Origin of the sequence: Streptomyces sp. NPDC012510 (genome assembly GCF_042955065.1) — a bacterium.
Classification (GTDB): Bacteria; Actinomycetota; Actinomycetes; order Streptomycetales; family Streptomycetaceae; genus Streptomyces.
On sequence record NZ_JBIBEN010000005.1, the window covers coordinates 309,517 to 328,761 of the forward strand.

The 19,245-nt window shown below is 72.1% G+C and carries 16 protein-coding genes; 10 read left to right on the forward strand and 6 right to left on the reverse strand.

Translation table 11 applies throughout. The annotated features are described in order from the left end of the window. Positions 1-193: 193 nt before the first annotated feature. The 3 genes from ACFY9I_RS11745 to ACFY9I_RS11755 form a co-directional block, all read right to left on the reverse strand. A complete protein-coding gene (locus ACFY9I_RS11745; RefSeq protein WP_390999946.1) occupies positions 194-469 on the reverse strand; it encodes a dsRBD fold-containing protein in 276 nt (91 codons plus the stop codon). A gap of 134 nt (positions 470-603) precedes the next feature. Beyond that, positions 604-1,449 carry an EamA family transporter gene (locus ACFY9I_RS11750; protein WP_390999949.1) on the reverse strand — a complete coding sequence of 282 codons (846 nt, stop codon included), beginning with the start codon at positions 1,447-1,449 and terminating at the stop codon, positions 604-606. Further along, entirely contained in the window at positions 1,446-1,601 is a 156-nt protein-coding gene (locus ACFY9I_RS11755; protein WP_390999952.1) for a hypothetical protein, read from the reverse strand. Before ACFY9I_RS11755 ends, ACFY9I_RS11750 begins: the two co-directional genes overlap by 4 nt. 336 nt (positions 1,602-1,937) lie before the next feature. Between ACFY9I_RS11755 and ACFY9I_RS11760 the strand changes: the two genes are divergently transcribed. Next, positions 1,938-2,600 carry an alpha/beta hydrolase gene (locus ACFY9I_RS11760; RefSeq protein WP_390999954.1) on the forward strand — a complete coding sequence of 221 codons (663 nt, stop codon included), beginning with the start codon at positions 1,938-1,940 and terminating at the stop codon, positions 2,598-2,600. A gap of 2 nt (positions 2,601-2,602) precedes the next feature. Here ACFY9I_RS11760 and ACFY9I_RS11765 read toward each other — a convergent pair whose 3' ends face one another. From ACFY9I_RS11765 to ACFY9I_RS11775, 3 genes are all read right to left on the reverse strand, one after another. Then, positions 2,603-4,354, reverse strand: a complete 1,752-nt coding sequence (locus tag ACFY9I_RS11765; protein ID WP_390999956.1) for a penicillin-binding transpeptidase domain-containing protein — start codon at positions 4,352-4,354, stop codon at positions 2,603-2,605. Positions 4,355-4,571: 217 nt separating this feature from the next. Then, the gene (locus ACFY9I_RS11770; protein WP_390999959.1) at positions 4,572-6,203 is read right to left on the reverse strand and encodes a penicillin-binding transpeptidase domain-containing protein; all 1,632 of its coding nucleotides are present in this window, start codon (positions 6,201-6,203) and stop codon (positions 4,572-4,574) included. A gap of 355 nt (positions 6,204-6,558) precedes the next feature. After that, on the reverse strand, positions 6,559-8,298 hold the full coding sequence (locus tag ACFY9I_RS11775) for a phospholipid carrier-dependent glycosyltransferase (protein WP_390999962.1): 1,740 nt from the start codon (positions 8,296-8,298) through the stop codon (positions 6,559-6,561). A 152-nt stretch (positions 8,299-8,450) separates the two neighbouring features. Between ACFY9I_RS11775 and rsmI the strand changes: the two genes are divergently transcribed. The 9 genes from rsmI (at position 8,451) to ACFY9I_RS11820 (ending at position 19,110) form a co-directional block, all read left to right on the forward strand. Then, a complete protein-coding gene (gene rsmI, locus ACFY9I_RS11780) occupies positions 8,451-9,299 on the forward strand; it encodes a 16S rRNA (cytidine(1402)-2'-O)-methyltransferase (protein WP_390999964.1) in 849 nt (282 codons plus the stop codon). A 357-nt stretch (positions 9,300-9,656) separates the two neighbouring features. Next, positions 9,657-10,061, forward strand: coding sequence for a hypothetical protein (locus ACFY9I_RS11785; RefSeq protein WP_390999966.1), 405 nt, complete (start codon positions 9,657-9,659; stop codon positions 10,059-10,061). Between the two features lie 58 nt (positions 10,062-10,119). After that, positions 10,120-11,022: a TatD family hydrolase gene (locus ACFY9I_RS11790; RefSeq protein ID WP_390999969.1), complete on the forward strand. Its 903-nt coding sequence runs from the start codon at positions 10,120-10,122 to the stop codon at positions 11,020-11,022. 155 nt (positions 11,023-11,177) lie between these two features. Continuing rightward, positions 11,178-12,491, forward strand: a complete 1,314-nt coding sequence (locus ACFY9I_RS11795; protein WP_390999972.1) for a ubiquitin-like domain-containing protein — start codon at positions 11,178-11,180, stop codon at positions 12,489-12,491. A gap of 206 nt (positions 12,492-12,697) precedes the next feature. Next, the gene (rsmA, locus tag ACFY9I_RS11800) at positions 12,698-13,624 is read left to right on the forward strand and encodes a 16S rRNA (adenine(1518)-N(6)/adenine(1519)-N(6))-dimethyltransferase RsmA (protein ID WP_390999975.1); all 927 of its coding nucleotides are present in this window, start codon (positions 12,698-12,700) and stop codon (positions 13,622-13,624) included. Continuing rightward, positions 13,621-14,544, forward strand: coding sequence for a 4-(cytidine 5'-diphospho)-2-C-methyl-D-erythritol kinase (locus tag ACFY9I_RS11805; protein WP_390999978.1), 924 nt, complete (start codon positions 13,621-13,623; stop codon positions 14,542-14,544). Before rsmA ends, ACFY9I_RS11805 begins: the two co-directional genes overlap by 4 nt. A gap of 67 nt (positions 14,545-14,611) precedes the next feature. Further along, a complete protein-coding gene (locus tag ACFY9I_RS11810) occupies positions 14,612-15,997 on the forward strand; it encodes an acyltransferase family protein (protein ID WP_390999980.1) in 1,386 nt (461 codons plus the stop codon). A gap of 232 nt (positions 15,998-16,229) precedes the next feature. Continuing rightward, a complete protein-coding gene (locus ACFY9I_RS11815; RefSeq protein ID WP_390999983.1) occupies positions 16,230-17,009 on the forward strand; it encodes an MHYT domain-containing protein in 780 nt (259 codons plus the stop codon). A 97-nt stretch (positions 17,010-17,106) separates the two neighbouring features. After that, entirely contained in the window at positions 17,107-19,110 is a 2,004-nt protein-coding gene (locus tag ACFY9I_RS11820; protein ID WP_390999986.1) for a nitrate- and nitrite sensing domain-containing protein, read from the forward strand. Positions 19,111-19,245: the final 135 nt, after the last annotated feature.

Sequence of the window (19,245 nt, forward strand, 5' to 3'; positions counted from 1 at the left end):
TGCGGCTGCCGGGGGGGCCCCCGGGGCGGTCCGGGTTCCGAAGTCCGCCGCGGGCCCGCGCGGCCCCCCCCCCCCCCCGGGGCGGGGGGGGGGGGCGGGCCCCCCCCCCCCCGGCTGCCCGTGGCCGCGCGCCGCGGGCACGGGCAGCCGTATGCGCGTACTGCCGTATCGCTGTACTGCCGTACCGTCGGCCTCAGAGGGCGATCGGGTGGGACGTGCGGCCCGATGCCTCGTCTATCTCGTCGTGGGCCTTGGTGAGGAGCTTCATGGCGAGCTCGTTCAGGGCCCTGGCGCCGGCGATCTCCTCGCCGACCCGAGGCTGATTGGAATCGGTGTGGTGGCGGCTCGCGTAGCCGTTGGCGCGTACCTCCTTCCCGTCGGGGAGCCGTACCAGCGCGGCCGCCCGTGTGCGCTGATCGTCCTCCTGGAACTCCAGCTCGATGTGCCATCCGACAGCGGTCTTCATCATCACGATCACCTCCGGAACCGCTCTTTCCAGAGTGCTCCTCCCGGCCCGCCGACGCACGGCCTGCCGGGCACCCGCCGCACCCAGGGCCCAGGGGGCTCTGACGGATCTCCGCGGCATCACGGCGTCAGAAGCCCCTAACCGGCCCGCAGCATCAGCCCGATCCCCGCCACCAGCAGCCCCGCCGCCACGATCCGCGGCGCTCCGAAGCGCTCCTTGAAGAACACCGCCCCGATCGCCGCGCCCACGATGATCGACGACTCGCGCAGGGCCGCGACGGGAGCCAGTTCCGCCTTCGTCTGCGCCCACAGGACCAGCCCGTACGCGGCCACGGACAGCGCGGCGCCGAGAAGGCCCACGGCGGCGAACGGCCGGAGCCGCGCGACCGTTTCCGCGCGCCACCGCCAGACCGCGTACGCCGGGATCGCCAGCCCCTCCAGGGCCATCAGCCAGGCGATGTAACTCATCGCGGACCCGGAGGCCCGCACGCCGAGGCCGTCCACGACCGTGTACGCGGCGATCGACAGGCCCGTGGCCAGCGCAGCCCCGATCGCCGCCCAGTGCGGCCGGCAGCCGCGCAGGCCCCACAGGGCGACCCCGGTCAGGCCGGCGCAGCTCAGCAGGATGCCGGCCGCCGCCCAGCCGTCCGGCACCTCGTGTGCGAAGACGGCGGCCAGGACGGTGACGACGAGGGGCGCGGAGCCGCGCGCGAGAGGATAGGCCTGGCCGAAGTCGCCCAGCCGGAAGGACGTCATCAGCAGCACGTAGTACACGAGGTGGATGATCACGGAGGCGATCAGGTACGGCCACGCGCCGGCCTGCGGGAGCGGCACGAACGGCACCATCACGAACCCGATCAGCGCGCCGCCGCCGGCGATCAGCGTGAAACCGGCCAGCTTGTCCGTGATCTTGTGGGCGATCGCGTTCCAGCCGGCGTGGGTGACCGCGGCGAGCAGCACCGCCGCCGTGACGACCGGCGTCACGCGTGGCGCTCGCGAACGTCGACGAGGGCGGCGTCCGCGTGGGCGATCAGCGACTCGCAGCTGCCGCTCACCACACGGCCCAACGCGGTGAGTGCCTCGGCGAAACGGGGGTGGGCTCCGAAACCGTCGATGTCCTGCGCGTCGTTGGTCATGCCGGGCACGCTAGCGGTGCGTGTAGCGCCCACGCGAACGGGTTGTGACGCGGCAGGGGCGGGGCTTCGGTGCGTCGGCGGGTGCGGGTTGTGGGTGGTTGCTCGCGCAGTTCCCCGCCCCTGAAAGCAGGGCCGCGGCCCGTGCTTTTCGCTTTTTTGGGGGCGCGGGGAACTGCGCGATCAGCCCCCACCCACCCGCGCCCGAAGCACCCACCCCGGGGTCGAAGGGGCAGCGCCCCTGGGATGGGACGGGTAGGGGCGGCGGGGGCGAGGAGCCCCTGTCCAGCCACAGAAACGCCCCTGGACCGGGTGATCGCTTTCACCGACGATCGGGGCATGACACCGACCCCGCCGCCCCCGACCCCCAGCGACACCCGCCCCCACCCGCGCGCCTTCCTGATCCTCCACGGCTGGCAGAACCACCGCCCGCCCGCCCACTGGCAGCACTGGCTGGCCGACCACCTCACCGACCTCGGCCACGAGGTCGCCTATCCCCAGCTCCCGGAAGCGGACGACCCGGACCTGGAACGCTGGCTGGCGGAACTGGACGCGCTGCTGGGCGAGTTGGCGGGCCGACGGATAACGGTCGTCTGCCACAGCCTGGCCTGTCTGCTGTGGCTGCACGCGGTCGCCCGCGACGACATCCTCTCCACCCCGGTCGACCGCGTCCTGCTCATCGCCCCGCCCGCCCCCGAGGTCGCCCTGGCACACCAGGAGATCGCCGAGTTCGCCCCGCCCCCGCTGACCCCCGCCCGGCTGGCCGAGGCCGCCTCGTACACCCGTGTCGTCGGCGGTGACAACGACCCGTACTGCCCGCGCGGCGCCGCCACGACGTACGCCGACCCGCTGGGCCTGCCCGCCGACGTACTGCCGGGCGAGGCCCACCTCGACCTGGACGCGGGCTACGGCTCCTGGCCGTCGGTGTTCGACTGGTGTCTGGACTCCTCACCGGAGTCGTATGAGAAGGCCCCCATCCACGGCCGCCCCCGGCACCCCTGAGGTCAGCTGCCGGCCTTCAGGAGTGCCGCCACGATCGGGCCCGCCGACTCGCTGCCGTGGCCGCCCTGTTGCACGACTCCGGCGGAGGCGAGGTCGCCCTTCCAGGCGGTGAACCAGCCGTTGGGCTCCTTCTGGCCGTCGACCTCGGCGGATCCGGTCTTCGCGCCGTAGTCGGGGCCGAGGCCCGACATCGCCTCGGCCGCCGTACCCGCCGCCGCGGTGTACCGCAGGAGTTCGCGCAGTTGGGAGCGCGCGGTCTCGGACATGGGCCGGGAGGCGGTGGCGAGGGTACGGCCGTCGACGGACGGCGCGACCAGATACGGCTGCTTGAACACGCCCGTCTTGGCCGTGGAGACCACCGACGCCATGTTCAGCGGATTCATCCGCACGCCTCCCTGGCCGATCAGCGAGGCCGCCATCGGGGCGGCGCTCTGCACCGGCACCGCGCCGTCGAAGCTGGGCACGCCGATGGCCCAGTTGTTCATGCCGAGGCCGAAGACCTGCTGGGCCTCCCGGGTCAGGGATGCGTCGTCGAGCTTCTTCGCCTGCGAGATGAAGGCGGTGTTGCAGGAGCGGGCGAAACTGGCCTTGAACGTGCCGTTCTTGATCTCGAACTTGTCGTCGTTCTGGAACTTCCAGCCCCCGTACGACGAGAACTTGGGGCACGGGTGGACCTTCTCCGCCGAAGCCAGGCCCTTGTCGATGAGCAGCGCCGACGACACGATCTTCATCGTGGATCCGGGGGCGAGCGAGCCCTGGAAGGCAACGTTGAAGGCGCCGGAGTTCGCCGCTGCCAGGATCTCGCCGGTCGAGGGGCGCATCACGACCACCGACGCCCGCTTCGTGGCCTTCACCTGCGCCTCGGCGGCGGCCTGCAGCGACGGGCTGAGCGTCGTCTTCAGCTCGCCCGGCGTGCCCTCGCTCAGCTCCAGCAGCGTCTTGTCGGCGGCCTTCTCCTCCTGCTCGGACGTCTCAGCGCTGCCGGACTTCCCGTCCTTCCCGTCCGTCCCGCTCTTCTCCTCCCCGCTGTTCCCGTCCTTCGCCGGATCGGCCCGTAGGATCCGCAGTTCGACGCCTGCCTTGCCGCCCGCCTTCTTGCCGTACTTCTCCCGCAGACCGTCCAGCACCGCGCCCAGCGACGGATACTTCTCCGTCGTCAGCTCGCCGCCGTCCCGGTCGAGGGCCTTCACCGGGGGCGTGCCCGCCTCGCCGGTGACGAGCCGGTCGCCCTCATGGAGCTCGGGGTGGACGACGGACGGCTGCCAGTCGACGACCGGTTCGCCGTCCTTCTCCGCCCGTACGACGGTGAGGGCCGACGCGTACGTCAGCGGCTTGTCCGTGCCCTTGTAGGAGACCGTGCCCTTCACGGAGAACGCCACCTTGTCGCCCGTGCGCTTGCCCCGGGTGAGGGTGACGTCCTTGATGTGGGCGTCCTTGGTGAAGCCGGTCAGCGCGGTCCTCGCGGCCGCCGAGTCGTCGGTGGCGGCGGCGGCCTCGGTGACGGTGCCCTTCTGCCAGGCGGTCAGGAACGCGGTCGCGGTGGTGCGGACCTCGCCTGCGGACAGGGGCCCGCTCTTCACGGCCTTGGCGTCGGACGAACCGTCCTCGGCGGCCGCGCCGCCGCCGAACACCGTGTACACCGCGAACGCCCCGCCGCCGAGGGCCGCGACCGCCGACCCGACCAGCACGAGGTGCCGTCGTGACCTGCCCGTCGTCGCGGTCTTCCGCTCGTCGACACGCCTTCTCTTACCCACGCTCCCGACCTTCCGCTGCCCCCGGCTGCCTCTCGTATCCCAACGAGAACCACCACAGTAGAGTCCCGCGCGTCACTCCGTGGGGTGGGGCCGAAGGAGGCCGTAGCCCCGCCCCGCCGGATCAGGCCCGCCCTGCGGGCATGGAGAGCACGGGCGCAGCCCCCGCTTTCCAGGGGCGCGGGGAACTGCGTGAGCCCTTACGGCGCGACCCGAGGACTCACCCCCCGGCCCGCAGCACCTCCACCACCATCGGCCCGGCCGCCTCGCCCCCGCGGCCACCACCCTCCGACATCGCCGCCGCGGCCACGTCCCCGCGGAACCCGGTGAACCAACTGTCCGCCGTGGCCTGCCCGTCGATCTCGGCGGACCCGGTCTTCGCGCCGATGTCCCCGGTGAGCCCGTTCATGACCGTCGCGGCCGTCCCCTGTGTCGCGGTCAGCCTCATCATCTGCTTGAGCTGCGACGAGGTACCGGCCGACAGCCCCTTGGCCGTGGCCAGGTCCCGGTCGTCCAGCTCCGGCGAGACAAGGTACGGCTGCCGGAACCGCCCCGTGATCGCCGTCGCCGTCACCGACGCCATGTTCAGCGGGTTCATCAGGACGTCGCCCTGCCCGATCGCGTTGGCGGCCCGGTTCGGTCCGCCGGAGGGCGGCACCTTGCCGTCCATGGAGACGATGCCCGTCTTCCAGTCGTCCCTGCCGATCCCGAACCGCTCCTGGGCCTCCTCGGTCAACGACTCGTCGGTCAGCGGCTGCTCGTCGATCAGCTTGATGAAGGCCGTGTTGCAGGACCGCATGAAGCTGTTGGCGAGCGAGGCGCCCTCGTCGGCCTTCAGACCCGGCAGGTTCTTGAAGGTCTGGCTCTGCCAGGTGGCCGTGTCGGGGCAGGGGGCGGGGCCGTTCATCGAGGTCACACCGTTGTCGATGAGCATGGCGGCGGTGATGATCTTCATGGTGGAGCCGGGCGGGAGTTCCCCCTGGAAGGCCGCGTTGAAGTCGTCCGCGCGGTGGTTGGCGACGGCCAGCACCTGCCCGGTGCTGGGTTGCAGCGCGACCACGGACGACTCGGAGTACTTCTTGACCGCCTTCTCGGCAGCCGCCTGCACACGTGCGCTGAGTGTCGTCTCCAGCTTGCCCGCCTTGCCCTCGGCGAGGGTCAGCAGCGTGGTGTCGCCCGCGTTCGTACTGGTGTGCCGGATGCCCAGCTCGACACCGGGGGCGCCGCCCGCGTCGGCGCCGTAGCGTTCGCGCAGGGTGTCGAGGACGGGCCCGAGGGAGGGGTACTTCTCCTTGGTCAGCACCGTGCCGTCCCGGTCCACGGCCTCGATGGGCGGCGCCGCCGCCTCTCCGAGGAACAGCCTGTCGCCGGCCTTGAGTTCGGGGTGCACCACGGACGGCTTCCAGTCGACCAGCGCCCGCCCGGTCGTCTTCCCCCGCACGACGGTCAGTCGGCTCTTGTACGCGAGCTTCTTGCTCTTCCCCTCGTACGACACCGTCGCCGCCACGGAGAACGGTACGGTCCGGCCGCCGGTCCCGGTCGGCTTCCCGGGCTCGATCCTCACGTCGGCGATCCGCGCGGTGTCGACGAAGCTGGCGAACACCGCCTCCGCGTCCACCGCGTTGTTGGTGTACGACGACGCCGTGGCCGCGTCGCCCTTCTCCCAGGCCGCGAAGAACTTCTCCGTCGTCTTCTCGACCTCGTCGGCACCCGGCGGCCCGGTCCGCTGCTCGGCGTTCGCGGCGCCGTCCCCGTTGAGCGCGGTCACGAAGTTGTACCCGCCGTACCCGGCGCCCCCCACCATCGCCGCGAAGACCCCGCTGACTATGGCGACCTTGACCCCCTTGCGCATGACACACCTTCCCCGTTACCGACCCCGTCCGAGGCCTTCATGGCCCTTTGCGCGGCACCCTCCGAACTACTTCGAACACGCTCAGAAACCGCTTGCCGCGGCTCACTGTAAACACGCGGGAGTAACGCGTGGGGAAAATGCGTTCTGTGTGTGCCCTGATTGTTAGCCCGACCGATCCGTCCGACCGCGTTCCGGCCACCGGGCTCACCATCCGGCCACCCGGCGGGCGCGGAGCGGCGGTGCCGGGCCACCCGGTCGTCGGCGGTGGGGGCGGCGTCATACCGGCTGTCGGCCGGCGAAGCATCGACCGCGGGGCCGCGGCGCTTCGCCGTGCCCCCGCGGTAGGTCTCCCCGGCTAGACCCAGGTGTCCAGCCATATCCGCGACCGCCAGCTGTCGATGGGGATGGGCTGGCCCGTGTACAGCGGCCAGAAGTAGATGAAGTTCCAGATGATCAGGAGGACGAGGACGCCGGCGCCCGCGGCGCCGGCCACGCGGCGGCGTTCGGGGGCGTTCGGGGGGCCGAGGACGGCGCCGATCATCATGGTGACGGCGAGGCAGAGGAAGGGGAGGAAGACGACGGCGTAGAAGAAGAAGATGGTGCGTTCCTGGTAGATGAACCAGGGGAGGTAGCCGGCTGCGATGCCGCAGGCGATCGCGCCGGCACGCCAGTCGCGGCGGAAGAACCAGCGCCACAGGACATAGAGGAACGCGAAGGCGGCGGCCCACCACAGCAGGGGCGTGCCGATGGCCAGGACCTCTCGGGCGCACTTCTCGGCGGTGTCCACCGGGCAGCCGTCGTTGCCGGGCGACGGCGACTCGTAGAAGTACGAGACCGGGCGGCCCACCACGATCCAGCTCCACGGGTTCGACTGGTACGTGTGCGGGGACGACAGGCCGACGTGGAACTCGTAGACCGCCTGCTCGTAGTGCCACAGGCTGCGCAGCCAGTCCGGCAGCCAGCCGAACCAGCCGCCCTTGCCCGCGTTCGCCGCCCAGTCGCGGTAGTAGCCGCCGGTGCCGTCGTCCGGGGAGAGGATCCAGCCGGTCCAGGAGACCAGATACGTGGCGATCATGACCGGGACCGTGGAGAGGAACGCGAGGCCCAAGTCGCGCTGGAGCGTCGCGACCAGCGGCTGGCGGGCACCGGCAACCTTGCGCGCCGCGTAGTCCCAGAGCACCGTCATGATCCCGAAGAACACCATGAAGTACAGGGCGTTCCACTTGGTGCCGAGGGCCAGGCCGAGGCAGAGCCCGGCCAGCCAGCGGTACGGGCGCAGGCCCAGGCGGGTCGTCTCGGCGACGAGGGGGTTCGGGCGGACGATGCCGTCACCGTCCGGTGGCAGCGCCTCGGCCAGCCGTTTCCGCGCCCGGTCGCGGTCGATGACCAGACAGCCGAACGCGGCCAGGACGAAGAACATCAGGACCTGGTCGAGCAGCGCCGTGCGGCTCATCACGAAGTGCAGGCCGTCCACCGCCATCAGCGCGCCCGCCAGACAGCCGAGGAACGTCGAGCGGAAGATCCGGCGGCCGATGCGGCAGAGCATCAGCACCGAGAGCGTGCCGAGCAGCGCCGTCATGAACCGCCAGCCGAACGGGTTGAACCCGAACATCAGCTCGCCCAGCCCGATGACGTACTTGCCGACCGGCGGGTGCACGACGTACGCCGCGTCCGTCGGGATCGGCACGTTCCCGTTGTTCTGCAGGATCAGCTCGTTGGCGTTCTTGGCCCAGTTGACCTCGTACCCGCGGTGGACGATCGCCCACGCGTCCTTGGCGTAGTACGTCTCGTCGAATATCACCGCCTTGGGGCTGCCCAGGTTGTAGAACCGCATCAACCCCGCGACCAGTGTCACCAGCAGCGGACCGCCCCACGCCGACCAGCGGACGAGCCGGCCCGCCACCTCCTCCCGCAGCCCGAGCGCGGCCCACAGGCGCGGGCTCGGCCGGGTGTACGGGGGTACCAGCCGGTCGCGGACGTCGCTTCTCGGCGGCACGGCGTAGCCGAATCGGCGCAGCCGGTGCCGCCACGACGGCCGCTGCTCCGCGGTGGCCTGGTCCTGCCGGGTGTCCGTGGAGGACGCGGTACTGGTCACCGCGCCATCGTAGGGAACACCGCTGCGGGATTCCCGTGGGACGGGAATGTGGCCGTGGCGCTCCGCCGGGTGGGGCCGGGGCGCACGAGAGCTCCGCCTCGGGGTTCGCCCACGCTTCGCCCCTGCGAGGCGGCCCCTGGGAGGATGGGGGCGTGACAGGAACCCTTGTGTTGGCAGGCACCCCCATCGGCGACGTCGCGGACGCGCCGCCCCGGCTCGCGGAGGAGCTGAGCGGGGCGGATGTGGTCGCCGCCGAGGACACCCGGCGGCTGCGCCGGCTCACCCAGGCGCTGGGCGTCCAGCCCGGTGGGCGGATCGTCTCCTACTTCGAGGGCAACGAGGCCGCGCGCACGCCGGAGCTCGTGGAGGCGCTGGCGGGCGGTGCGCGCGTGTTGCTGGTCACGGACGCGGGGATGCCGTCCGTCTCCGACCCCGGGTACCGGCTGGTCGCCGCCGCCGTGGAGAAGGACATACGGGTGACGGCCGTACCGGGACCGTCCGCCGTTCTGACGGCGCTCGCGCTGTCCGGGCTGCCGGTCGACCGGTTCTGCTTCGAGGGGTTCCTGCCGCGCAAGGCAGGGGAGCGGCTCGGGCGGCTGCGTGAGGTGGCGCAGGAGCGACGCACGCTCGTGTACTTCGAGGCCCCCCACCGCCTGGACGCGACGCTCGCCGCGATGGCCGAGGTCTTCGGCACCGGGCGGCGCGCCGCCGTCTGCCGTGAGCTGACCAAGACCTACGAGGAGGTCAAGCGGGGCCCTCTCGGTGAGCTGGCCGAGTGGGCGGCTTCCGGGGTGCGGGGGGAGATCACCGTGGTGGTCGAGGGGGCGCCGGAGAAGGGGCCCGAGGAACTCGACGCGGACGAGTTGGCGCGGCGGGTCCGGGTGCGGGAGGAGGCGGGGGAGCGGCGCAAGGAGGCGATCGCCGCGGTGGCGGTGGCGGCCGGGGTGCCGAAGAGGGAGGTCTTCGACGCGGTGGTGGCGGCGAAGAGGGCTGCGCCGTAGGGGGTGGGGCGCGTTCTCGGGTGCGGGTGGTGGGGCTTCTCGCGCGGTTCCCCGCGCCCCTGAGAACGCGGTTCCCCGCGCCCCTGAGAAGCAGGGGCTGCGCCCCGTGCTTCTCGGCCCGCGGGGTGGTGTTCAAAGGCGCGGGGAACTGCCTGACGCGCCCCTGGACACCACCCCGCCCCATGACGAAGCAAAGCCGGGCAAAGGGCGGACCTCGTATCGACGGCCTTCCCACAAGGACAGCCCAAATCACCTTCAAGGGTGGGCAGATGGGGTGCGTTCGGGGTCGGCGCGGGCGTCCACTGGTGGGTGAGGACTTACAGGTCCCCACGGTCCAGCGGACAAGAGGAGCTGGCAATGACCGAGATCGCAGAGCGGGCCGTACTACGGCACACCGCCACCGCCGTCGTGCACGAGTCGTACTCGTTCGCCTGCATGCGCTGCGGACACGGCTGGGAGCAGTCGTTCGAGATAGAGCACCACAACGACGCCCAGGGGCGCGACTTCGTGATGTACGTGGCCGACGGCGAGGTCGTGCCGTCCCCGCTCTCCAGGCCCACGTGTCAGAACTGCGACGGTCATGTCGTACGGATCATGCGGGCGGGCCAGGTCTCGTCGGTGCGGGACGCAGAGCGGCGCCGGCACCTGCCGAAGCCCCGCCCGGTGGCGGAGCCCGCCGCGTCGGACGGACCGGAGCCCGAGGAGCACCACCACTGGCACCTGTCCGACCTGCTGCACCCGTTCCACCGCAAGGCGAGCTGACCTCCCCCCGGCGCGCCTGGAGGGCATGCCCCGATCGTGCGATTCGTAGGATCGGGGCATGCCTTCGAACGACTCCGGCAACGCGTCCGGCAAGAACGACAAGAACGCCGCGCCCCCGCTCCCCGCACCCCTGCGGGTGCCGGTCGCGGATTCGCACACCCATCTGGACATGCAGTCCGGCACGGTCGAGGAGGGCCTCGCGAAGGCCGCCTCCGTGGGGGTGACGACGGTCGTCCAGGTCGGCTGTGACATCAAGGGCTCGCGCTGGGCCGCCGAGACGGCCGCCACGCACGACGCGGTCCACGCGACCGTCGCGCTGCACCCCAACGAGGCCCCGCGCATCGTCCACGGCGACCCCGACGGCTGGTCCCGGCAGGGCGCGCGGGCGGCCGGCGGTGACGCCGCGCTGGACGAGGCCCTTGCCGAGATCGACCGGCTGGCCGCGCTGACGCAGGTCAAGGGCGTCGGAGAGACGGGGCTCGACCACTTCAGGACCGGGCCGGAGGGCAAGGCCGCCCAGGAACGGTCGTTCCGCGCACACATCGAGATCGCCAAGCGGCACGGCAAGGCGCTCGTCATCCACGACCGCGACGCCCATGACGACGTGTTGCGGATCCTGAAGGAGGAGGGCGCACCCGAGCGGACCGTCTTCCACTGCTACTCCGGCGACGCCGACATGGCCGCCGTCTGCGCCGCGCACGGCTACTTCATGTCCTTCGCCGGGAACATGACCTTCAAGAACGCCCAGCCGCTGCGCGACGCCCTCGCCGTGGCGCCCCTGGAACTCGTTCTCGTCGAGACCGACGCGCCCTTCCTGACGCCCGCGCCGTACCGCGGACGGCCCAACGCGCCGTATCTCATTCCGGTCACGGTGCGGGCGATGGCCGCGGTGCGGGGGATCGACGAGGACGCCCTGGCGACGGCGATCGCGGCGAACACTGCGCGGGCGTTCGATTACTGAGGGATCACGACGCGTCAGCCGTTCGAGGGACGCAAAAAGAGGATCTGCGGCCCGTGTCGCGACACTGTGTGACCACGTTGCTTTGGAGGGTGACCGGAGTCCGCTAGGTTCACGTCGCCCGACCCGGACCCGGATCCCCTCTGGAGCGTGTCGTCGTGAGCAACGCGCAGTCGTCGTACGAGACCTATGGCCCTGACCGCAGCACGAGGTGGCGGTCGGCGTACGACGCCGAGACGCTCCCGTACGGGGCGTACGCGGACACGTACCGGCCGGCCTACGAGGAACGGCCCGCCCGTGATCCGGCCCCGGCGTCCCCGGCGGGGGGCGGCCGGGGTGGCTCCCGGCGGGCCGTACGCCGCAGACGGACGGCCGCCCGGCCGACCTCGTTGCGGCGGCTCGTGCCGCAGGCGCTCGTGGTGGCGTTCCTGGCGGGCGGGACGACCGCGTTCGTGGCCAAGGACAAGGCGATCGAGCTCACCGTCGACGGGCGGCCGCGCACGCTGCACACCTTCGCCGACGACGTCACCGAGCTGCTCGCGGACGAAGGGGTCGCCTTCGGCGCCCACGATGTCGTCGCCCCCGCCCCCGGTACGGCGCTGAGCAGCGGTGACGAGGTCACGGTGCACTACGGCCGGCCCGTCGCCCTCACCCTCGACGGTCACCGGCGCTGGGTCTGGACGACCGCCCGGACGGTCGACGGGGCGCTCCGGCAGCTCGGGGTGCGGGCGGCGGGCGCGTATGTGTCGACCTCGCGCTCCCGGCGGATCGGGCGGGAGGGGCTGGAGCTGGACGTCCGTACCGAGCGGACCGTCACGATCATGGCGGACGGGCGGACCCGGACGATCCGCACGAACGCGGCGACCGTGGGGGAGGCCGTGGAACAGGCCGGTGTCACCCTGCGCGGGGAGGACACGACCTCCGTCGCGTGGTCGAGCTTTCCCCGGGACGGGCAGACGGTGACCGTGCTGCGGGTGACCGGGTCCAGGGAGATCCGGGAGGAGCTGATCCCCTTCCAGGTCCGGCGCATGGAGGACCCGTCGTTGTTCCAGGGCACCGAGGTGGTCGAGCGGGCCGGCCGTCCGGGGACGCGTCGGGTCACGTACGCCCTGCGTACGGTCAACGGGGTGAAGCAGCGGCCCCGGCTGCTGCGCACGGAGATCGTGCGGGAGCCGCAGGACCAGGTCGTGAAGGTCGGGACCAAGGAGATGCCGGCATCAGTGCGGGACGGGGACGGGCTGAACTGGGCGGCGCTGGCGGCGTGTGAGTCGGGCGGGCGCCCCAACGCGGTGGACCCTTCGGGCACGTACGGGGGGCTGTACCAGTTCGACACCCGGACCTGGCAGAGCCTGGGCGGCCAGGGACGCCCCCAGGACGCGTCGGCCGCGGAGCAGACCCTCCGCGCGAAGAAGCTGTACGCCCAGCGAGGGGCAAGCCCCTGGCCCCACTGCGGGGCCCGCTTGCGCGGCTGAGGGTTGAATCGGCAGCTGCGGGTGGGCCGGGTCTTCCAGGGTCGCGGGGAACTGCGCGACCAGCCCCCACCCACCAGCCCCCACCCACCCGCACCCAGCCGACAAACCCCCCGGGGGCGAAGGGGCGGAGCCCCCTGGGGACGGGACGGGTAGGGGCGGCGGGGGCGAGGAACATCCGCCCCCCAACACCCCCGTACCCTGGTGCGGTGAGCAGCAGCCCCACCCCCGACGCCCTCCTGGGCCCCACCGACGTCCGCGAACTCGCGGGCGCTCTCGGCGTCCGCCCCACCAAGCAGCGCGGCCAGAACTTCGTGATCGACGCGAACACGGTGCGCCGGATCGTGCGGACGGCGGAGGTCCGCCCCGAGGACGTCGTGGTCGAGGTGGGACCGGGCCTGGGCTCCCTCACCCTCGCCCTGCTGGAGGTCGCGGACAGGGTCACCGCCGTGGAGATCGACGACGTCCTCGCCGCCGCGCTCCCCGCGACCGTCGCCGCCCGCCTGCCGGCCCGCGCCGACCGCTTCGCCCTCGTGCACTCGGACGCCATGCATGTCACGGAGCTTCCCGGCCCGGCCCCCACCGCACTCGTCGCGAACCTCCCGTACAACGTCGCCGTCCCCGTGCTGCTGCACATGCTCGACACCTTCCCGACCATCGAGCGCACGCTCGTGATGGTCCAGGCGGAGGTCGCCGACCGGCTCGCCGCCGGCCCCGGTTCGAAGGTGTACGGCGTGCCGTCGGTGAAGGCGAACTGGTACGCGGAGGTGAAGCGGGCCGGAGCGATCGGACGGAACGTCTTCTGGCCGGCACCGAACGTCGACAGCGGGCTCGTCTCGCTGGTCCGCCGCACCGAGCCGATCAGGACGACCGCGACGAAGGCCGAGGTGTTCGCCGTCGTCGACGCGGCCTTCGCCCAGCGCCGCAAGACACTGCGGGCCGCCCTCGCCGGGTGGGCCGGTTCCGCCGCCGCCGCCGAGGCTGCCCTCGTCGCCGCCGGTGTCTCCCCGCAGGCCCGGGGCGAGGCCCTGACGGTCGAGGAGTTCGCCGCCGTCGCCGAGAACCGCGTCACGGACAGCGGCGGCCACGCCGGCCAGGGAAGCAGCACCGACACCGAGGAGCCCCGTCAGTCGTGAGCGTCACCGTGCGCGTGCCCGCCAAGGTCAATGTGCAGCTCGCGGTCGGCGGTGCCCGGCCCGACGGGTTCCACGACCTGGCCAATGTCTTTCTCGCTGTGGGGCTGTACGACGAGGTCACCGCCACCCGGGCCGAGGAGCTGACCGTCACCTGCGAGGGCCCCGGCGCCGACCAGGTGCCGCTGGACCGTACGAACCTCGCGGCCCGCGCCGCGCTCGCGCTCGCCGAACGGCACGGCGTCGCGCCCGCCGTGCACCTGCACATCGTCAAGGACATCCCCGTCGCGGGCGGCATGGCCGGCGGCAGCGCGGACGCGGCGGGCGCCCTCCTCGCCTGTGACGCGCTGTGGGGCACGAACACCTCGCGCGATGAACTCCTCGCCCTCTGCGCTGAGTTGGGCAGCGATGTGCCGTTCAGCCTGGTGGGCGGGGCGGCCCTCGGGACGGGGCGGGGCGAGCGGCTTCGGCCCCTCGACGTGGGCGGCGCCTTCCACTGGGTGTTCGCGGTCGCCGACGGCGGGCTCTCCACCCCGGCCGTCTACCGCGAGTTCGACCGGCTGCACGCGCACGACGTCGTCCCCGAGCCCGTCGCCTCCCAGGTGCTTCTCGACGCGCTCGCCAAGGGGGACGTCGACGCGCTCGCGGCCTTCCTGCCGGACTCCAACGGCCTCCAGCCCGCCGCCCTCTCCCTCTTCCCGAAGCTGGCGGACACCCTCGCCGCCGGCCGTGCGGCCGGCGCCCTCGCCGCGCTCGTCTCCGGCTCGGGCCCGACCACGGCGTTCCTCGCCCGTGACGCGGAGTCGGCCCACACCGTCGCCCGAGGGCTCCTCGCCTCGGGCACCTGCCGGACCACGCGCGTGGCCGCGTCGCCGGCGCCGGGGGCGACCGTGGTGCCGGCGATCACGGGCGGCCGACGGTAGGTACTCAGACATGAGGTGAGTACGGGAGCGCTGACGCCCACCCGGGTGCCGGCGCGACCGTACTCCCATGAGTGCAAGCGTGCGTGCAAACGTGAGTGCGGTCGCGAGTGTGAGCGAACTCGCCGCCGCCACCCCGTCCACCCGTGACCGTTACGTCGACTTCCTGCGCGTCGCCTCCCTCGGCACGGTCGTCCTCGGCCACTGGCTGATGGCGGCGGTCACCACCGGCGGTGACGGCCGCATCGAGGTGGGCAACCTCCTCGCCGTCGAGCCCCGGCTGCAGATCCTCACCTGGGCGCTGCAGATCATGCCGGTGTTCTTCTTCGTCGGCGGCTTCTCCCACGCACTCTCCTACCGCTCGCTCAGCCGGAGGGCGACGGACGGACGTTCCGTCTACCCCGCCTTCCTCCGGGCCCGCCTCCAGCGGCTGCTGCGGCCCACCATGGTGTTCATCGGGGTGTGGGGCGCCGCCGCCGTCCTCCTCCACCTCATGGGCCAGGGCGGTGGCCTGCTCGACGTGGCGCTGCGGCTGGTCGCGCAACCGCTGTGGTTCATCGGCATCTATCTCGCGATGGTCGCCTTCACCCCGCCGCTGCTCGGGCTGCACGAGCGGTTCGGCTGGGGCGCGTTCGGCGGGCTCGTCGCGGCCGCCGCGCTGGTGGACGCGTTGCGCTTCGCACTCGACGTGCCGTTCGTGGAGTTCCTCAACTTCGCCTTCGTGTGGCTGGCGATCCATCAACTCGGTTTCCTGCGCGCCGACGGCCGGCTGACACGGCCGTATCTGCTCGCCGGAATCGGCCTCACGGGGGCCGCGCTGCTGGTGGCCCACGGGCCGTATCCGCTGTCGATGGTGGGGATGCCGGGCGAGAAGGTGTCGAACATGGCGCCGCCGACCTTCGCGCTGCTGTGCCACGGGCTGTGGCTGGTCGGCGCGGTGGAGTGGCTGCGGGGGCCGGTCGCGCGGTGGCTGGAGCGGCCGAAGGTGTGGCGGACGGTCGTGGCGGCGAACGGCATCTCGATGACGGCGTTCCTGTGGCATCTTTCGGCCATGCTCGGGGTGTACGGCGCCCTGCTCGCCTTCGATGTGCCGCTGCCCGCGCCCGCGTCGGGCGCCTGGTGGGCCCAACTGCCCCTGCGCACAGCGGTCGCGGCTGTTCTCACGGCGATTCTGGTCGCCGCCTTCCGTGGCTTCGAGCGGCCTGCCGCCCGGCCACCTCGCGCGAACGCTCCGCGCAGGTCGGCGGCGTACGCCGGGCCGGTCGCCGCCCTCGGGGCGACCCTGTGCCTGTTCGGTGTGCTCGGGCTCTCCATGGTCGGGTTCGGTGGGCTGTTCGAGGGGCGCTCGGCCCTGCTGATCGCCGTCCAGGTGACCGCGCCGACGGCGGTGGCCATGACGCTCGCCGGGTGGCTGCTGGTGGAACTCATTGGTCGCGGCGAACGGTCAAGCACCTGACCCGAGCGGTCCGGTGGAGGAAATGTGCAGTTCAGGCAATGGTCGTTCATTACTCCTCAGTTTGTAATCCATGCCACAGCGCTTCCATGGTCACGTACATCCCTTGTCGCCCCCATTCTGTAGGTCTGCCCGTCCTTTTCGGGTGGCATGATCTCGATCCCCGGTGTCTGATTACCGGCGGTACTTCCCGTGCGCACGGTGTCGTCCGCGCGGCGGGCGAGAGGGGTTCCCCATGGGACACATGGACCACTTCAGCGCCGGATGGGTCACCCCCGTCCTCTCCTACGTCATGGCCTGCGTCGGTTCGGCCCTCGGACTGCGCTGCACCGTCAGGGCACTCGAGGCCGAGGGCGCCTCGAAGCGGAACTGGCTGACCTTGGCCTCGTTCGCGATCGGCTCGGGCATCTGGACCATGCACTTCGTGGCGATGATGGGCTTCGGAGTGGAGGGGACGCCCATCCGCTACGACGTACCGATGACCGTCCTGAGCCTCGTCATGGCGATCGCCGTCGTCGGCGCGGGTGTCTTCACCGTCGGTTACGGCCGCTCCCGGGTGCGCGCGGTGGCCTTCGGCGGCCTCGGCACCGGACTCGGCGTGGCCGCCATGCACTACACCGGCATGACCGCGCTCAACCTGCACGGCGAGATCAGCTACAACCCCTCCCTCGTCATCGCCTCCGTGGTGATCGCCGTCGTCGCCGCGACCGCCGCGTTGACGCTCACGCTGATCGTGCGCGGGGGTGCCCTCGCCGCGATCGCCGCGCTGGTCATGGGGCTCGCGGTCAGCAGCATGCACTACACCGCGATGTACGCCGTGAGCATCGACCTCGCGCCCAGTACGGCTCGGTTGCCGGGGGCCACGGCCACGGAGTTCCTGTTCCCGCTGGCCGTGATGCTGGGGTCGTTCCTCTTCCTGACCTCGGCGTACGTGGCGCTTTCGCCGACGGGGAAGCGGGCGGAGTCCTCCTTCACCGATGAGCTGTTGCGTGAGGTCGAGCTGTCCACCGCGTGATCGCTCCGCTTGGAGCGCCGTGATCGTCTGCGGGCCGGTGGGGGCGGTCGCGCAGTTCCTCGCGCCCCTGTGGGGCGCTCCCCTAGCGAGGTCCCCGATGAAACTCTTCCGAATGACCGCCCGGCTGCGGCCCAGATCCGTGCGGGCGAAGATCGTCGCGCTGTTGATGCTGCCCATCGTGTCGCTGATGGCGTTGTGGAGCTTTGCCGCGGTGACGACCGTGGCCGCGATCGGTGACACCGAGCGGGCCAAGGACGTCAACAGTGAACTGCTGGCCCCGGTCGCCGAGTTCGTCACGGCGTTGCAGGCGGAGCGGACCGCCGCCATGCGGTACGCGGCCCGGCGCTCCGAAACCGGCCTGGACGAGCTGAGGGCCGACCAGCAGAGCACCGACGACGCCGTGAAGGCGCTCCGGGAGGGCCTCAACTCCTCCAGTTCGGACGCCGCTCTCATCGACACCGGCCTGCCCGACCGGCTCGACACCCTCGAAGCCGACTTCAGCGGCCTCGCGACCCTGCGCGCCGAGACCACCGGGTCCGGTGCGAAGGACGCCGTCACCACCGGGTACACCAAGTACTCGACGGTCATCGACCACGCGTTCGCCGTGACCGGAGCGCTCACCAGCGAGCAGGGCACCGACGCGACCTCCGAGGCACGGGTCGTCCTCGAACTCTCCCGGGTCCGTGACGCCGTGGCCCGCGAGCAGGCGCTGCTGGCCGCCGCCACCGCGTCCGGGACACTGGGCAAGGAGCAGTACGCGCGGTTCGTCGGCGCCGTCGCCACCCAGCGCGAACTGCTGAAGCCTGCCGTCGCCGACCTCAAGGACGAGCACCGGCCCGCGTACGAGGTGCTGCTGAAGAGCGACAGCTACACGACCCTCGCCGAGGTCGAGGACCGGGTGACGGACGCCGGACCGGGTCCCGTGTCGGCGGCCGTGATCCAGGGCTGGGGCTCCTCCTCGGAGGCCGTGCTCAAGGGGCTCCGGGAGGCCGAGACGGACGCCGGCACGGGTGCGGCGGCCAAGGCGGACGCCTTCGGCTGGGACACCCTCGGCGCCTCCGGCGTGGCCGTCGTCCTCGGCCTCGTCGGCGTCCTGCTGTCGCTCCTCGTCTCCGTGGGCGTTGGCCGAGGCCTCATCGTCGAACTCCTCGACCTGCGTAACTCCGCCCTCGAGGTCGCCGGCCGCCGGCTGCCGCAGGCCATGCGCAGACTGCACGCCGGGCAGGGCGTCGACATCGACGCCGAGGCCCCCATGCGGCGCCTCGCCGGCGACGAACTCGCCCAGGTGGGCACCGCCCTCACCGCCGTCCAGCGGGCCGCGCTCAAGGCGGCCTCCGAGCGCGCCGAACTCCTCAGTGGCATCTCCGGGGTGTACGTCAGCCTCGCCCGCCGCAGCCAGGTACTGCTCCACCGTCAGCTCGACCTGCTCAGTGTGATGGAACGGCGCCAGCAGGAACAGCAGAACCACGCCGAGCTGTACGACCTCTACCGCGTCGACTACCTCGCCACCCGCATGCGCCGCCACTCCGAGTCGCTGCTCATCCTGTCCGGGATCGCCCCAGGCCGTGGCTGGCGCGACCCGATCGCGCTGTCGGACATCCTGCGGGCCGCCGTCGCCGAGATCGAGGACGCGACCCGGGTCCAGATCTGGGCCGCGCCGCGGGTGTCGCTGACCGGCGGCTCCGTCGCCGACGTGATCCATCTGCTCGCCGAACTCGTCGAGAACGCCGCCGCGTTCTCCCCGCCCTCCACCAAGGTCGAGCTGCGCGCCGCCCGGCTGCGCGACGGCATCCTCGTCGAAGTCGAGGACAGTGGCTTCGGCATGAACGAGGAGGCGATGGCGGACGCCAACCGCAAGATCCAGTCGGAGAAGGTCGACCTGCTCGACGCCAAGCAGATCGGCCTCATCGTGGTGAACCGCCTCGCCGGACGCCAGGGTCTGCGTGTCGAGTTGCGCCAGTCGACCAACGGAGGCGTCGCCGCGGCCGTCTTCATCCCCGAGAACCTGATCCGCGACGACATGCCCGCCCACCACGAGGCGTCCTCCGACGGCCTCACACCGGCCACGGCCTCGGCGCTGATCCAGCAGCGCCGGCAGTAGGGGGCCGACAAGACCGCCGTGGGCCCCCGGGGGGGGGGTGCCCGGGGGGCCCCGCCCGGTGGTGGGCGGGTAAGGCGGGTGTGGGGGCACCGCGCCGCCCCGGGCGCCCGGGGGGCGCCGGGGGCGGAGCCGGCG

Excerpts from the sequence above, each read along its gene's own strand:
- ACFY9I_RS11770 (WP_390999959.1), bottom strand. The coding sequence starts at position 6,203 with ATGCGCAAGGGGGTCAAGGTCGCCATAGTCAGCGGGGTCTTCGCGGCG.
- ACFY9I_RS11755 (WP_390999952.1), bottom strand. The coding sequence starts at position 1,601 with ATGACCAACGACGCGCAGGACATCGACGGTTTCGGAGCCCACCCCCGT.
- ACFY9I_RS11815 (WP_390999983.1), top strand. The coding sequence starts at position 16,230 with ATGGGACACATGGACCACTTCAGCGCCGGATGGGTCACCCCCGTCCTC.
- ACFY9I_RS11790 (WP_390999969.1), top strand. The coding sequence starts at position 10,120 with ATGCCTTCGAACGACTCCGGCAACGCGTCCGGCAAGAACGACAAGAAC.
- ACFY9I_RS11785 (WP_390999966.1), top strand. The coding sequence starts at position 9,657 with ATGACCGAGATCGCAGAGCGGGCCGTACTACGGCACACCGCCACCGCC.
- ACFY9I_RS11810 (WP_390999980.1), top strand. The coding sequence starts at position 14,612 with ATGAGTGCAAGCGTGCGTGCAAACGTGAGTGCGGTCGCGAGTGTGAGC.
- ACFY9I_RS11745 (WP_390999946.1), bottom strand. The coding sequence starts at position 469 with ATGATGAAGACCGCTGTCGGATGGCACATCGAGCTGGAGTTCCAGGAG.
- ACFY9I_RS11760 (WP_390999954.1), top strand. The coding sequence starts at position 1,938 with ATGACACCGACCCCGCCGCCCCCGACCCCCAGCGACACCCGCCCCCAC.
- ACFY9I_RS11820 (WP_390999986.1), top strand. The coding sequence starts at position 17,107 with ATGAAACTCTTCCGAATGACCGCCCGGCTGCGGCCCAGATCCGTGCGG.